This window comes from Chryseobacterium sp. CH25, from assembly GCF_004119455.1.
Lineage (GTDB): Bacteria > Bacteroidota > Bacteroidia > Flavobacteriales > Weeksellaceae > Chryseobacterium.
Map to the genome: position 1 here is coordinate 105,179 of NZ_NRQT01000011.1, position 15,320 is coordinate 120,498.

The window sequence follows — 15,320 nt, forward strand, 5'->3', positions numbered from 1 at the left end:
AATGATCTTATTTTCAAATAATTATTCTGTTCTCAATGCTTCAATCGGTTTAATTTTTGAAGCCCTGTATGCAGGAACAAACCCTGCAATCAATCCTGAGCAAACCAATGCAATAAATGCCATAAAGATGGATCCCCAGCCTACACTTGGGTTTTTAATGAAAAATTCTTCAAGGCTGTCACCAATCAGGCTTAATGTTAAAACACCTACCCCGATTCCTACAAATCCGGAGACTACAGTAATCACAACACTTTCCTGAACGATCAGGGCAACAATTCCTGCCGGTTTTGCGCCAATCGCTTTTCTTACCCCAATTTCTTTGGTTCTTTCTTTCACGATATATACCATGATATTACTGATCCCGATGATTCCAGCCAATAATGTTCCCAGACCAATGAAGCCTACGATGGCTGTTAACACTGCCATAAATGTGAAAGTATCGTTCATGTTTTTGGCATTATTCCAGACACGTACTCCATTTTCATCATCTGGAGATACATTTTTTCTTGCTTTTAATTTGTCTTTCAACTCATCACCATATTTAATGGCCTGGTCCGGAGTCAGTTTATCATTATAAGTGATATAAGCTATGTTTACCGTATCGGAACCTTTTTTCATCTGCTGTAAAGTGGTGATAGGAACGGTAATATGTCTTTCATCTCTATCCCCTCCATCATCTGAAAAAACTCCAACAACCTTGTACATGGTTCCGTTGATATCAAGCTCTTTTCCTATCGGGCTTCCATTTTTAATTAAATCCCTCTGAACCATTCTTCCGATGACAGCAACATTTAATTTTTCAGACAAATCTCTGGCAGTCAGATAGCGGCCATCTATAACTTTTCGGTTTTCAATAACCTGTTCTCCCGGGTCTGCCCCGTTAATCTGATAAAGACCACTCTCCTTTCCATATTTCACCATCAAACTTGCGGTATATCTGGGACTTGAAGGGCCTGCTTTTTCCTTATCTGCATTAAGTAAAAAGTCATAGTCTGAGTTATTCATTGTCACATTACGGTCAGACTGCAGCCCTTTATAAGCTAAAGTGGCTTTTCCTGTAGAAACAATAATTAGGTTTTTGGCATCTCCTGCAAATCCTTCTGAGAAAGCATTTTGAAGTCCTTTTCCTATTCCAAAAAGTACAATGAAAATAAACAGTCCCAAAGCTACCGTAAATCCTGAAAGTACCGTCCGAAGTACATTACTCCGGATAGAACTGAATATTTCCTGCCAACGATCTAGGTCAAACATTTTTATTAATATTAAAAGATTGAAAAATTAAAGGAATGAAATCATTCAATTTTCAAATTATCTCATTTTCAAATTATCAAATTGCCTAAAGCACAATCTGCTTAATAAACTCATCACTTTCAATGATCCCGTCCTTCAGTATAACATTTCTCTTCGTCTGTGCTGCTACATCCGGTTCGTGGGTTACTACAATGATTGTTTTCCCTTCATTGTTAATATCCTGAAGAAGCTTCATAATATCATGAGTAGTTTTTGAATCCAATGCTCCCGTAGGCTCATCGGCTAAAACTACTTTTGGATTGGTGATCAGTGCTCTTGCAATAGCTACCCTTTGCTTTTGCCCCCCTGAAAGTTCATTCGGAAGATGATTAGCCCATTGTGCAAGTCCTACTTTTTCAAGATATTCCATTGCCTTCAGGTTTCGCTCCTTTCTGGGTACATTCTGGTAATATAATGGAAGAGCTACATTTTCAAGAGCCGTTTTATAACTGATAAGATTAAAAGACTGGAAAATAAATCCTAAAAACTTACTTCTGTATTCTGCAGCTTTTACTTCTGACAGATGTTCAATAGGAACGCCATCCAGCTCATAGGTTCCTGAATCTTTTTCATCCAGAATACCAATAATATTAAGAAGGGTAGATTTTCCGGAACCGGAACTTCCCATGATTGAAACAAACTCTCCTTCTGAAATATTCAGATTGATTCCCTTCAAAACATGAAGTTTGCTTTTTCCTGTATCGTATGACTTATGTAAATCCTGAATTACTAACATTAAGTGATGTATGTTTTATACCCAATAAGTAGATGATATTTTCAAATTGTTACAAGAATGAAAATTTATTCAAATATTTTTTTGTTTAACACTATATCCCTTTATTTAAAAGCATTTATAAATTTTCGTTTAACTGTAACTTGAGTTTTCCATGTATTTATCCCCTATATACCCTTCCAGCCTATTATTCGAGGCTGTTTCATGTAAATGTGGAAAACTTTTACAGCTAAAAGTCAGCCTATTAGTATTTACCTCTTTCAAAATCAGTTCTTTTTTTCGAACTTTGTCATTAGATTCTGCTCAGAAAAGAAAACTTACAATGTGAATAACTTAAATTCACAACCATCACAAAAACAAAAAGTTACACACCTTCTGAACATTATCCACATAGATCTGAATTATTTAATTATAAAGATATTTAATATGGGAATTTTTGATAAGAGAGTAAGCTATAAGCCATTTGAATACCCGGAGGTTCTACAATTCGTAGAAGCCATCAACAAATCGTTCTGGGTACATTCGGAAGTGGACTTTACTGCAGATGTACAAGATTTTCATTCGCAGTTGGAACCACATGAAAAAAATGCTGTGAAAAATGCGCTTTTAGCCATTGCACAGATCGAGGTGTCTGTAAAGACATTCTGGGGGAATTTATACAACCACCTTCCGAAACCTGAATTCAATGGATTAGGATCTACTTTCGCAGAATGTGAATTCCGTCATTCTGAAGCATATTCCCGTTTACTGGAAGTATTGGGATATAATGACGAATTCCTTAATGTAATTGAAATTCCAGCGGTAAAAGGTAGAATTGAGTTCCTTGGTAATGCTTTAAAGCACGCTAACTCTGCTACTCCTAAAGAATATGTTTCTGCATTACTATTATTCAGTATCTTAGTAGAAAACGTTTCTCTTTTCTCTCAGTTTGCCATCATTCTTTCTTTCACAAGATTCAAGGGATTCATGAAAAATGTTTCCAATATCATCGCATGGACGTCTGTAGATGAGCAAATTCACGCTAACGCAGGAATCTATCTTATCAACAAAATCCGTGAAGAGCAACCTGATCTGTTAACAGACAGCGATATTGAAGACATCTACACTCTTGTTGACGAATCTATTGCAAGAGAAGGAGACATCCTTAGCTGGATCTTTGAACTAGGAGAAATTGACAACGTATCTAAAGAAGATTTATTGAACTTCATGAAGTACCGTGTAGATGACAGTTTGAAGAAAATCAACATGAAGACAAGATATAACATCACTCCTGAGCAATACAGACCTATGGTTTGGTTTGAAGAGGAAGTTTTTGCCAATTCATTAGATGATTTCTTTGCAAAAAGACCTGTAGATTACACTAAACACGATAAGAGTATTACAGCGAACGATTTGTTCTAATGTGAAAGCGCGAGCGAAGCGAGCGTCAAAGCACAAAGTATTAGGATCATACAGTTTCCTATATTTCAAAAACAGAACAACGTTAACTTAATAAGCACAAATAATGATGATTAATGTAATGGTAAGCTATACCGTAAAACCAGAGTTTGTTCCTGCAAATAAAGCCAATATTCAAAAGTTTCTGAATGATTTTAAAAATCTGGATCAGTCTACATTTGAATACAAGGTTTTTGTAAAGGAGGACGGTGTTACTTTTCTACATTATTCAAATTACATCAATGAAGAAGTTCAGCATGAAGTTTTGAATGTTCCGTCTTTTAAGGAATTTCAAAAGTTGAGAGATGAAAGCGGGCTGAATGACTCTCACAAAGTAGAACTTTTACAATCAATAATATAAAAAAACAAAATTCCGGAGTGGGAATCTCATTCCGGAATTCGAAAATATAACATCTATGGAAGAGCAAAATTCAAATATATGGTGGCTCAACGAAGAGTCTGAGCAAATGCTGAACAGAGGATATCTGTTGAAAGGTGAAACGGTAGACGGAGCTATCGACAGAATTACCACTGCTGCTGCAAAAAGATTATATAAGCCGGAACTTCAGCCAGCTTTCAAAGAAATGATTACAAAAGGATGGATCAGCTTCTCTTCTCCTGTATGGGCTAATATGGGAACAGAAAGAGGTCTTCCAATCTCTTGTTTCAACGCTCACATTCCGGACAGTATTGAAGGAATTACTCATAAAATGGGTGAAGTGATCATGCAGACCAAAATCGGTGGTGGAACTTCAGGTTATTTCGGAGAACTTAGAAACAGAGGTACGGCTGTAACAGATAACGGAAAATCTTCTGGGGCAGTTTCATTCATGAAGCTTTTTGATACGGCAATGGATGTTGTTTCTCAGGGAGGCGTAAGAAGAGGTGCATTTGCAGCTTATCTGGACATTGACCACGGAGATATTGAAGAATTTTTATCCATTAAAGATATCGGTAGCCCAATTCAAAACTTGTTCACCGGAGTATGTGTTCCGGATTACTGGATGCAGGATATGATTGACGGTGATATGGACAAACGTAAAGTTTGGGCAAGAGTATTAGAAAGCCGCCAGCAAAAAGGTCTTCCTTATATTTTCTTCACCGATAACGTAAACAGAAACAAACCACAGGTATATAAAGACCTTGGAATGACAGTAAATGCAAGTAACCTTTGTTCTGAGATCATGCTCCCTTCTACTATGGAGGAATCATTTATCTGCTGTCTGTCTTCCATGAACCTTGAATTATACGATGAATGGAAAGATACAGATGCTGTTAAATTAGCCGTTTACTTCCTGGATGCTGTATTATCTGAATTTATTGATAAAACTGAAGGAAACTATTATCTACAAGGAGCTAGAAACTTTGCAATGCGTCACAGAGCGCTTGGATTAGGAGTATTAGGATACCACTCTTACCTACAGAAAAATATGATTCCGTTTGAAAGTTTTGAGGCGACTCAATTCAACGCAAGAGCTTTCAGACATATCAAAGAACAGGCTGAGCAGGCTTCAAGAGAATTGGCCAACATCTATGGAGAACCGGATGTATTGAAAGGATATGGATTAAGAAATACCACTACAATGGCTATTGCTCCTACCACTTCAAGTTCTGCGATCTTAGGACAGACTTCTCCTGGAATTGAACCTTTCTCTTCTAACTATTATAAAGCAGGTTTAGCTAAAGGAAACTTTATGCGTAAGAACAAATACCTGGCAAAATTATTGAAAGAAAAAGGATTGGATAACGAGGAAACATGGAGAACCATCATGTTGAATCACGGCTCTGTACAGCACCTGAATGAGCTTACTCCTGAAGAAAAGGCAGTATTCAAAACATTCAAAGAAATCTCTCCAATGGAGATCATTTCTCAGGCTGCACAAAGACAGCAATATATTGATCAGGCACAGTCTCTGAATCTTCAGATTCCATCTACAATGCCTGTAAAAGATGTCAACTATCTATATATCGAGGCTTGGAAAAAAGGAGTAAAAACGCTTTACTACCAAAGAAGTTCTTCTGTTTCAAAAGAAATGATGGTGAACTTTGTATCTTGCTCAAGCTGTGAGGCATAAGATCAAATAATAAACGCACTATATAGTGGAGCACACCTATTTTAGGTGTGCTTTTTTTATTGCATTTAAAATTTAACAAAAATTTAACGTTTGGCTTAAAAAAATTATTTTCTTTTAATCATCTATTAATACTGAAAATATTAAGCTTTCACTCCCCAAATAGTGAATCAAGTCCCTGTATCATTGGTTTTTTATTATCAATATGAAGTTATTTTATTTACATTTGTTAAAAATAAATCAAACAAAATAGTTTTTAGCAAAGAAAATATCAACTATCAAGCTTATTATTAAACATAAATTCAATACAAATAAAGATTGTATTTTTATTTAAATTAATAGAACAGACCTCTCTTGATGATTGAAAAGAAATTCTTAAAAACTGATTGTTTTAAAAAACACAATATAAAAGAGAAAAAAAACACATTACAAGCGCAATACAGTGTTCTAATCTCCATTAATTAAAAAAAACACAAAAAATAAAATTCAGAGAACAAATTACTCTTAGCAAGAAATTGCTACAATATAAACACAAACAATTATTTCGAAATGAACAAAGTTATTACCTTAATGATGGCAATGGCCAGCATTACTTATTACGCACAGGTAGGTATTAATACCTCATCTCCCGATCAGAGCGCAGCTTTAGATGTTACAAGTACTTCCAAAGGGGTACTTCTACCAAGAATCAGTAATCTGTCTTCAGTTACCAATCCAGCTACAGGACTCATTATTTTTGATGCCAATAAAAAATGCATTAGTCAAAATGTAGGAACACCTGCAACTCCTGACTGGACATGCCTTTCTCCGTATGTATCTAAATTTTTCTACATGCCGAGTATAGTTTTTGATACCACAACAACTTCAACAGGCCAAACGAAAGATCTGTACACATTGTATAAAAATCAGTTTTCGAATGTACCTGCCAATGCAAGAAGTGCATCTGCACCGGCTTCGGTACCTTTTTTTCCTAATGCAACAGATTTATATTATTATGTAACGGGTTATGACACTTCTGTTTTTAAAATAAACAGCGTCAGCAGCACGGGTGTATTGAATTATGATGTTTTATCAAATGCGACTTCAGCATCATTCATCAATATTGTATTTGTTGTAAAATAAGCAGCCATGAAAAAGAATTTTAAAAGGCTGTCTCTGATAAGCCTGGTTTTTGCGCTGCTTACAAACTTTATGTATGCACAGACAGACAGTACCGAAGTGGCAAGTATCTACGGATTTTATTCTTATTCAAATTCGCTTATGAATGCTTCTTCAGCTTCTGAACTTACGATACAGGGTAATGCCTCACATACTTCTACCGGAGTACAGCTTACTCCTGCAAGCTCGGGACAGTTTGGAGGATTATTTATCAATGGCAGAACTTTTACTTCTGTAAACGGACTTCATGTTGAGTTTGAATATGATATGAAAAACGGAACCCCCTTAAGTGGTACTTATGGAGACGGTTTATCTTTTTTCCTGTATGATGGTGCAGTAACAAGTCCTACAATAGGAGCACCAGGAGCGGGTCTTGGTTATGCATATAACAGAGCCCAAAATACCTATGCAAGTCAGAGAAAAGCAGGTTTATCATCAGCTTATCTGGGTATTGCCCTGGATGAATTTGGGAATTTTAAATCAAAGCGTTTTCAGGGTGAATCAAGAGTAAATGGAATTGCAGGGGTAACCTGGTCTCAACCGACAAGTCATGTAACCTTAAGAGGTGCAAAAGGTGCCGCAATCAATACAACAGGACTAGGAGATGGTTTTACAGGATACCCCGTTCTGATAACACGATCTACTTTAAGCAATACAGGAACTGTAGGCAGGGTATTACAAACGGACAGAAGCTATCTGGCTACTTCCAACACCCTTTCTTCAGTATTTGATCTCAGAAACAATGCCGGAGAATTCAGAAAAGTATACCTGGATCTGATTCCCCATTTTATAAACAGTACCACTACAGACGGGTTTGATATAAAGGTTGATATCCAGACAGTCCAAAACGGAACGCCTGTTAATGTTATCAATTATTATCATTATAAAACCTCGGTGCCTTATACGGAAAATGCCAATCCTCAAACTTCTGACTTTAATAATTCGGATGTAGAGGGAGCTGCAACTTCCCAAACACTTAATGCTACAACTCCTTCCTTTCTGAAGTTAGGTTTTGCAGCTTCTACAGGAGCGGCATTCCAGCAACATATTATCAGAAATGTGAAATTAACTCTTCCATATTCAGCAGTAACAAATGATGATGTAGCTTCTACGTGTAAATTTCAACCGGTTAACATCCCTGTTTTCAATAACGATATAGCGTACAAAGGTCCTATCAGTATTACTACTCCACCTACTGGAAGCAATGCCAATATTGATTATTCAACATTCAGTTTTACAAAGACCAGCGATATAGATCTTACCCTGTACCGTAAAAAAGTAACTCCTGCAGGAACATGGACCTACAACAAATCAACAGGTATTGTGACATTCAACCCATCAAGCGGATTTACAGGAACAGCAACAATGACCTATACTGTAAAAGGAAGAACAGTTAAAGATTCAAATGGTAAAATTGTTGAGCCTTATGGAGACACCGCCTATCGATCTGTTCCGGCTACAATTACTGTTAATCTAAAAACTACCGGCTGTATCTATGCTACCATTCAAACAGAATGGTAACACAAACGGTAAAATAAGAATTAATTTTTTTTGATAGAATGAAAGAAATGATATTGCTCCCAGATAAGCAATATTATTTCTTTTATTATTTTAAACAGCAAAAAGGCCCGGAAAGAAAATCCGGACCTTTGAAAGAAGTATTTGTAAAAAGAAGTATTAAAAATTATATCTCACCCCAAGCTGAGCCTGAAATCTTGATGCAAACTGATCAATCGTATAAGCAGATCCTGGTGTTTTAAAGGTATAAGTAGGATCTCCGGCGGATGGTTGCCCTGCAGCAATATTTCCTGCTTTTGTAAGCCCTACACTTGCCGTAGAGTTAAATGTATTCGGTACAAAGTACACCTTACCCCAGTCTTTATTGAGTAAATTGGTAAAATTGATGATACTTAAAGAGATCTGAATATTGTTTTTAGATTTTTCACTCAACCTGATCTCATCCATAATTCTGATATCTGCCTGAACATTCCAGGGAGTGTTATCTCCATTTCTTTCAGTAAATTTTCCTCTTCTGGATTTCAGGTAATCATTGTTATTAACGAAGTTTTCATAATCTGCAACCTGTTGTTGAGCGGTTACCAATACGTTCCCCGATCCGTCTTTGATTGGAACAATATATTTCGCAGCTTCAGCAGCATCTTTAAAGATATAAGCAAGACCGGCCGCTTGTCCTGTATTGGCAATGGTGCTGTTTACAAATCCCCATGAGAAAGGATTTCCTGACTGTGCATTAAAGTACACATTGGTATACAACCTGTTAGATTTTGAAATATTAAAGGCATATCCAAGGTTAGCAACAACTCTGTGCTTGATCGCAAAATTGGAAGTCGTTAACTGAGGATCATTTGGAGTCAATGATTGGTTCATCTGCCAGTTACTTTCCATAGAGTTTCTGATACCATTTGTGATATCCTTAGCATCACCATACGTATAGGCAGCAAAGAAATTAAATCCAAAATGATATGATTTTGAAATCTGAGCCGTCAGATTGTAACGGTATCCTTCTTTGGTATTCGACAGTAAATAAGCATTAGAGAAATTACTGTTGATATTCGTTGTATAGATTGGCATTTCGTGATTCACATCATAACTGTAGTATGTCACATTATCCGTTTTATTCACCTGCTGGAATTTCAGATCATACAGTACTTTTGTATAAATCCCTTCCAAGGTCAGTTTATATCCTGCAAGCGTATAATCAAATGCCAGGGAACTTCTCCAGACTCTTGGCATCTTAAAGTTGTTATCAATAAGGTCAACCTGTACTTTCGATGAATTCTGCCATTTTGAGAAATTAGCTCCAACCAGAGGATCTCCGTTAGTGGCAATCTGTGCCGCTGTTGGTGCATTATAATCATAACTTCCGAAACCAACGCCATCATTATAATATGCATACCCTAACCATGCAAACGGAATTCTTCCTACAAAAATACCGGAACCTCCTCTTAACACCATAGATCTGTCTTCCGTAACATCAATGGTAAACCCTAATCTTGGTGACAGTGTCGGCTTATTAAGATAACTATTGGTTAACTGGCTTAGCAGAGTATAATTATAAGTATTTCCAAAATAAGGATCTTGAGGAGATTTATTAACCTGCGGACTAAGCTGTGGTTTATTAGGTAAATCTGTATAGTCTACTCTTACTCCAGGTGAAAGTCTCACTCTCCCCCAATTAATTTCATCCTGTAGATATAATGAAAGAAGGTTTACTTTATATTGAGCATAAGGATTATCGAAAAGAGTCTGTCTGCTGTCTCCGTTGAATGGATAGGTTCCTCTTATTCTGGCAGGAGTTCCATTATAAAAATCATTTAACGATTTATAAGATATTCTTCCGTTCAAAGCATTTACAAAGCCATAATTGATATTGTATAACTCATTGTGAGTTCCTAATAAGAATGTATGATTTCCTGTCTTATAGGTAAGATTATCGGTAATCTCAAAAGTCTTCTGTTTCATGTTGAAAACTGTAGCTTCCCTGTCATTACCAAACAAAATAGTTCCACCGTTGTGAGTAATTTCCACCTGTGGGAACATTGCATTACTGGATGTAGGATCTCTGTAATCATGAATAGAGGAATATCCAACCACTAAATTGTTATTCCATTTATCATTAAAACGGCTTTTCAGCTCAAGGGTAGTTGTGGATGCTGTATTTTTCTGAACAAAATCCATACTGGAAAACCTGAAGTTGGCACCATCTCTCTCTAAGTTGGAAGCCTGAGAAAATACTGTATTATTTTTGATGGATAATGTATGTTTATCATTAATCTTCCAGTCTAACTTATTAAAAAGTTTAGCACTTTCAGAGAAGTTATTGTATCCGTTAAAACTTCCTATATTAAATCCGTATTTCTTTTGTACAAAATCTGAAAGTTTCTGAGCCACAGATTCATCTATCAAAGCATTAGGATCGTTTGCATTATAAAATATTGGGTCTACTCTTTTAGTGTATTCAAGGTTTGTGAATAAAAATACCTTATCTCTCACTACAGGTAGTCCTACTCTTCCTCCATAAATAAAATCTGAGAAATCACTTGGCATTTTAGAGTTATCCCCTACTCTGTTTCTTCCGGTAATTGCAGCATTTCTGCCATATACATACATGGAACCTGTAACATCATTGCTTCCACTTCTGGTTACGGCATTGATACTTCCGCCAAGAAAATTTCCAAGCTTCACGTCATAAGGAGCAATATAGACCTGTACATCCTGAATCGCATCCAAACTGATAGAATTGGATCGCGTACTGCTTCCAGGCATTCCTGAAGTTCCTGTCTGCCCGCCTAATGAAGGACTGAAACCAATAGCGTCATTATTAATAGAACCATCAATAGTAACATTATTATAACGGAAATTGGTTCCGTTAAAAGAGTTATTGGCACTTTGTGGAATTAGCTTGGTCACATCCTGAATCCCACGGTTAATATTAGGTAATCCGGAGATCTGGGCCTGATTGATTCCCACTCCATATTTTACATTGGTCTTTTTTGAAGTGATCTTCACCTCATCAATCGTTTTTTCCTTATTACCTACCTCTACTACAGGCAAATCATTATTTCCTAAAGAAAGCTGCAGATTAGGATTCTCATAAATAATCTGTGAACCGTCTGATATCTCAATTTTATAAGGACCTCCAGGTTGAAGATTGTCTAAGCTAAACTGTCCTTTGCTGTTACTTTTAGTTTCAAAAGTACTGTTGGTAGGAATATGCACTACCTTTACGGTAACTTCGGAAGATGTTCCTTTTAATCTTCCAAAAATTTTAGAGCTTGTTTCCTGTGAAAATGCAAATCCAAAAGATAATAAAGCAAACGCACAGATCAATTTTTTCTTCATATTTTTATTGCTACAAAACTTGCTGTAAAATTATACCGACTCAATATGAAGTATGGTAACATAGAATTAACATTGCGTAACATAAAGTTTAATATTTCCTTAAAAAAAACTTAATGTTCACAGCTGATTTTTCTCCTCATTTTATATTCTTTCTATGAAAATTACAGCAAAAAAATGATTAATTTTAAACATTAAAACCGCTTAATATGAAATTCGGACAAGTAGAAGACCCATCAAAAATAGACTTCACCCTTCCCAAAGATCACTCCAGAACCAAAGAAATTTTAAGCCTTAATAAAAAGGGACTGGAAAATATTTCTATCGGATGTGCTAAATGGAATAAAACTGACCTTAAAGGATTTTACCCTAAAGGAACCAAGGATGAATTAACCTATTATGCCACTCAATTTAATTCTATTGAACTGAATGCTACCTTTTACGGAATGCCTACCCCGGATCAGGTAAAAACATGGAAAGAAAAAACTCCCGAAAACTTCAAATTCTTCCCTAAGATCACCAATACCGTCTCTCACTTCAGAAGACTGATTGATGTTACAGATCCTGTTACTCATTTTGCATCAGCTGTTATTAATTTTGATGAAAAACTGGGAATGGCATTTCTTCAGCTTCATGATAATTTTAAACCCAAAGATTATGACAGACTGGAAAAATTCGTAAAAGAGTGGCCTAAAGAAGTTCCTCTTGCCATAGAACTGAGAAATACCGAATGGTTTACTGATGAAGAAATCCTGAATACTACCTGTGAGCTCTTTGAAGCCTATAATATCACCAATATCATTGTAGATACCGCTGGAAGAAGAGATATGCTTCATATGCGTCTTACCACTCCCAATGCGTTTATCCGTTACGTAGGAGCTAATGCAGAAAGTGATTATGAAAGGCTGGATGACTGGTTAAAACACCTTACCCAATGGAAAAAAGATGGTCTTCAGAATCTCTATTTCTTCGTACACCAGAATATTGAAAAAGCTTCTCCACTTCTTTCTTCCTATTTCATCAAAAAAATGAATGAAGAATGGAAAACAGACATCCATATGCCTAAAATGGCTACTGAAAGTACAGGAACATTGTTTTAATTAAAATTTTAAATAGACTAATTTAAATTTACAGGTCAAATTACAACAAAAGCCTTTTCATAACGGAAAATTTTATACATTAGAGTAATACCCTATTCAATCTGAAAAAGGTATACTTAAAAAAATAAATGTCATGAAAAAGGAAATTTGTACAATCAGTATCTCCAGCAACTGGCTTGGAGATGAATATACCTTCTATGAAGACCACAGCATAAAAAGAGTATATGATAACCACAGCCTGAACTCCAACAAAACAGAATGGCTGGAGCCACACCAGATCAGCAAACATAATAAAGACAAATTAATACGAGAATGTCCTGAGGAAGTAAAAGAACAGATTATGCATATTCTTGATTATCCTTAATAAAAAACTCTCGCAGATTTTGCAAATACAACAGACTGATAAAACATCATCATCTGCCGGATACAAAATCTGCGAGAGAATATATAATATAATTTAGTTCTTATTATTTTTCTTCAGAAGCAATACCAGATTAAGGAATAGAAGCAGAAAATCCAATGTAATCCAGATTCCAAGCTTCGTATTTTCATAATTATAGGCATCAACCTGCTTTTTAGCAGCATCAGATAATTTCATACTTTGGTTGATATAGTTCTGCACTTCTACAATCTGATCTATATTTTTATTGGGAACAGAATGCTGTGAAAAATAAACCAGATTCTTTTTTCCAAGATAACCTACAATCCAGTACTCATCAGACTTGTCCATTTTCAGATATTCTATTCTGTAATATTCCGGACGTATTTTCCCGATATGTTTAGGCTCAAGCTTAGTTGTATTATCAATTTTATTAACATTGATCAGATAAAAATCCAACGCTTGCGGAAGTTTATTAATAACCTGTAATCCTACAGAGTTATCTACAAACGCCACTGCACTTTTCTTTACAAACCAATAAGTAAAAACTGAAATAGAAGAAACTACTGTTACAATACGGAACAGTCTTGCCCATTTTGCCATTCTTCCCGATTTTATTTTATATAAAATCAGAGAAAATATACACGCCCAAAAGATAACAAGAATGATAAATACCATACTGCAAAGATACTGATTTCAGATTTTTTGAGAGAATCTTAATCTACATTCCACTCATTATAGAACTGGTCAAGGAAATTCAGCATATAATCATGTCTTTCCTGAGCCATTTTCTTCCCATGTTCGGTATTCATCAAATCCTTCAGTAACAATAATTTTTCATAGAAATGATTGATTGTTGTCCCATTAGACTTTTTATACTGTTCTTTAGACATATTTAAATCTGGCTGAACATTGGGATCATACATCGGATTGTTTTTAAACCCTCCAAAGTTGAATGTTCTTGCAATTCCTATAGCCCCAATAGCGTCAATACGATCGGCATCCTGTACAATTTTCAGTTCAATAGGTGGATTAGCCGGTGCCTGGCTTCTATTTTTAAATGAAATATTCTCAATCACAAATAAAACCTTTTCAATGGTTTCATTGGGAACATTCTGACTTTCTAAAAATTCTCTGGAAATCCTTGGTGCTATTGTTTCATCTCCGTTATGGAATTTAGGATCTGCAATATCATGCAACAATGCCGATAATTCTACCACATTCGGATCACAGTCTTTCTCCGTTTCTGCTATTTTTTTAGCAAGCTTCCACACTCTTTCAATATGAAACCAGTCGTGTCCTGCTTCTGCTCCCTCTAATTTTTCCTTTACAAATTCTACGGTGTTGCTAATTGTACTTTTCATTAATCTATCAGTTCATTTAAAATAATATTCCAGAGCTTTTGATTATAGCTTCTAAAAAAATTAACGTGTCCGATTTCTTTTTTTTCAGACTCTGAAGTTTTTACCAGTCTGTAAGTGGGTGCAAGATTAGGATAGGTATTGTTTAAAAGACTCAAAACTCCTTTTTCCGTTAACCAGACATCATCTTCTGCACGAACTACAAATACTTTCTGTGTTAAGTTTTTAGAATAATCATCAATCTTCTCCAACAGTCTGTTGGTTGATTTTTTGTTTAAAATTAAGGTTCTCCAGTCATATGCGCAATTTTTTGGAAGACTTTCTCCAAGCCCAAACCAATTGGCAGGAAAGTATCCTAACAATGAAGTGGTTAATGGCTGCACAATTCCAAACCCGAGATAAGCTTCAATTTTTGTCTTCAGCCTGAGATTTCCTACAAAAGCATTTTGAGTTCCTACAAACACCAATTCTTCAAACATTTCAGAATCTTTATTCATTCCTAAAATCAAAGCACCTACGGAATGTCCCAGACAGAATTTTCTATACTCCGGAAACTGATTTTTAATGTATGTGGTTAATGTTTTATAATCCTTTGAACCCCAAATCCTCATAGATCCATGGAATCCTTTCATATTTTCTGGTTTGGACAGTCCTATTCCTCTGTAATCATAAGTAATCACAGTAAACCCCTGTTCCGAAAAATATTGGGCAAAAGAAAAATACACCTGCTGTTTTACCCCTGTTGCAGAATTAATAAGCAATAATTTTCCATTATTTTTTCAGGCTGAAAAGATGGGCAGTAAGGGTGGCATGGTCTTCTGTGGTAAGTATTAGTTTTTCCATAGGATAAAAAGAAAAAATCCACTATAAAAGTGGACATTTTCAATATATTATTATGTTTAGTTTTAAACTTTCGATATGCAGGAAATA

At 35.7% G+C, this 15,320-nt stretch carries 13 protein-coding genes; 7 read left to right on the forward strand and 6 right to left on the reverse strand.

Annotation, left to right across the window (positions count from 1 at the left end; all coding sequences use genetic code 11):
- Positions 1 to 21: 21 nt before the first annotated feature.
- Together BOQ64_RS20055 and BOQ64_RS20060 are read right to left on the reverse strand one after the other, a co-directional pair.
- Positions 22 to 1,251, reverse strand: coding sequence for an ABC transporter permease (locus BOQ64_RS20055; protein ID WP_129054962.1), 1,230 nt, complete (start codon positions 1,249 to 1,251; stop codon positions 22 to 24).
- Between the two features lie 85 nt (positions 1,252 to 1,336).
- Positions 1,337 to 2,026: an ABC transporter ATP-binding protein gene (locus tag BOQ64_RS20060; RefSeq protein ID WP_129054960.1), complete on the reverse strand. Its 690-nt coding sequence runs from the start codon at positions 2,024 to 2,026 to the stop codon at positions 1,337 to 1,339.
- Positions 2,027 to 2,449: 423 nt separating this feature from the next.
- Between BOQ64_RS20060 and BOQ64_RS20065 the strand changes: the two genes are divergently transcribed.
- The 5 genes from BOQ64_RS20065 to BOQ64_RS20085 all read left to right on the forward strand — a co-directional run bounded on the left by BOQ64_RS20065 (position 2,450) and on the right by BOQ64_RS20085 (position 8,211).
- A complete protein-coding gene (locus tag BOQ64_RS20065; protein ID WP_027374636.1) occupies positions 2,450 to 3,424 on the forward strand; it encodes a ribonucleotide-diphosphate reductase subunit beta in 975 nt (324 codons plus the stop codon).
- Between the two features lie 106 nt (positions 3,425 to 3,530).
- Complete coding sequence (locus BOQ64_RS20070; protein ID WP_129055885.1) at positions 3,531 to 3,821, forward strand: hypothetical protein; 291 nt, start codon at positions 3,531 to 3,533, stop codon at positions 3,819 to 3,821.
- A 55-nt stretch (positions 3,822 to 3,876) separates the two neighbouring features.
- On the forward strand, positions 3,877 to 5,535 hold the full coding sequence (locus tag BOQ64_RS20075) for a ribonucleoside-diphosphate reductase subunit alpha (RefSeq protein WP_065394915.1): 1,659 nt from the start codon (positions 3,877 to 3,879) through the stop codon (positions 5,533 to 5,535).
- Between the two features lie 546 nt (positions 5,536 to 6,081).
- The gene (locus tag BOQ64_RS20080; RefSeq protein WP_129054958.1) at positions 6,082 to 6,654 is read left to right on the forward strand and encodes a hypothetical protein; all 573 of its coding nucleotides are present in this window, start codon (positions 6,082 to 6,084) and stop codon (positions 6,652 to 6,654) included.
- Between the two features lie 6 nt (positions 6,655 to 6,660).
- The gene (locus tag BOQ64_RS20085; RefSeq protein WP_129059814.1) at positions 6,661 to 8,211 is read left to right on the forward strand and encodes a hypothetical protein; all 1,551 of its coding nucleotides are present in this window, start codon (positions 6,661 to 6,663) and stop codon (positions 8,209 to 8,211) included.
- A 156-nt stretch (positions 8,212 to 8,367) separates the two neighbouring features.
- On the opposite strand, the gene BOQ64_RS20090 is transcribed toward BOQ64_RS20085, so the two are convergent.
- Positions 8,368 to 11,553, reverse strand: a complete 3,186-nt coding sequence (locus BOQ64_RS20090) for a TonB-dependent receptor (RefSeq protein WP_129054954.1) — start codon at positions 11,551 to 11,553, stop codon at positions 8,368 to 8,370.
- A gap of 206 nt (positions 11,554 to 11,759) precedes the next feature.
- Here BOQ64_RS20090 and BOQ64_RS20095 point away from each other — a divergent pair, with 206 nt between their 5' ends.
- Together BOQ64_RS20095 and BOQ64_RS20100 are read left to right on the forward strand one after the other, a co-directional pair.
- Positions 11,760 to 12,650 (forward strand): DUF72 domain-containing protein, encoded by an 891-nt coding sequence (locus BOQ64_RS20095; protein WP_129059816.1) that lies wholly within the window; start codon positions 11,760 to 11,762, stop codon positions 12,648 to 12,650.
- Between the two features lie 133 nt (positions 12,651 to 12,783).
- Positions 12,784 to 13,014 (forward strand): hypothetical protein, encoded by a 231-nt coding sequence (locus BOQ64_RS20100; RefSeq protein WP_129054951.1) that lies wholly within the window; start codon positions 12,784 to 12,786, stop codon positions 13,012 to 13,014.
- 93 nt (positions 13,015 to 13,107) lie between these two features.
- On the opposite strand, the gene BOQ64_RS20105 is transcribed toward BOQ64_RS20100, so the two are convergent.
- The 3 genes from BOQ64_RS20105 to BOQ64_RS20115 form a co-directional block, all read right to left on the reverse strand.
- Positions 13,108 to 13,632 (reverse strand): hypothetical protein, encoded by a 525-nt coding sequence (locus tag BOQ64_RS20105; protein WP_164975857.1) that lies wholly within the window; start codon positions 13,630 to 13,632, stop codon positions 13,108 to 13,110.
- 113 nt (positions 13,633 to 13,745) lie between these two features.
- Positions 13,746 to 14,393 (reverse strand): HD domain-containing protein, encoded by a 648-nt coding sequence (locus tag BOQ64_RS20110; RefSeq protein WP_129054947.1) that lies wholly within the window; start codon positions 14,391 to 14,393, stop codon positions 13,746 to 13,748.
- On the reverse strand, positions 14,393 to 15,151 hold the full coding sequence (locus BOQ64_RS20115) for a serine aminopeptidase domain-containing protein (RefSeq protein ID WP_129059818.1): 759 nt from the start codon (positions 15,149 to 15,151) through the stop codon (positions 14,393 to 14,395). The genes BOQ64_RS20110 and BOQ64_RS20115 overlap by 1 nt, the downstream gene beginning before the upstream one ends.
- Between the last annotated feature and the right edge of the window lie 169 nt (positions 15,152 to 15,320).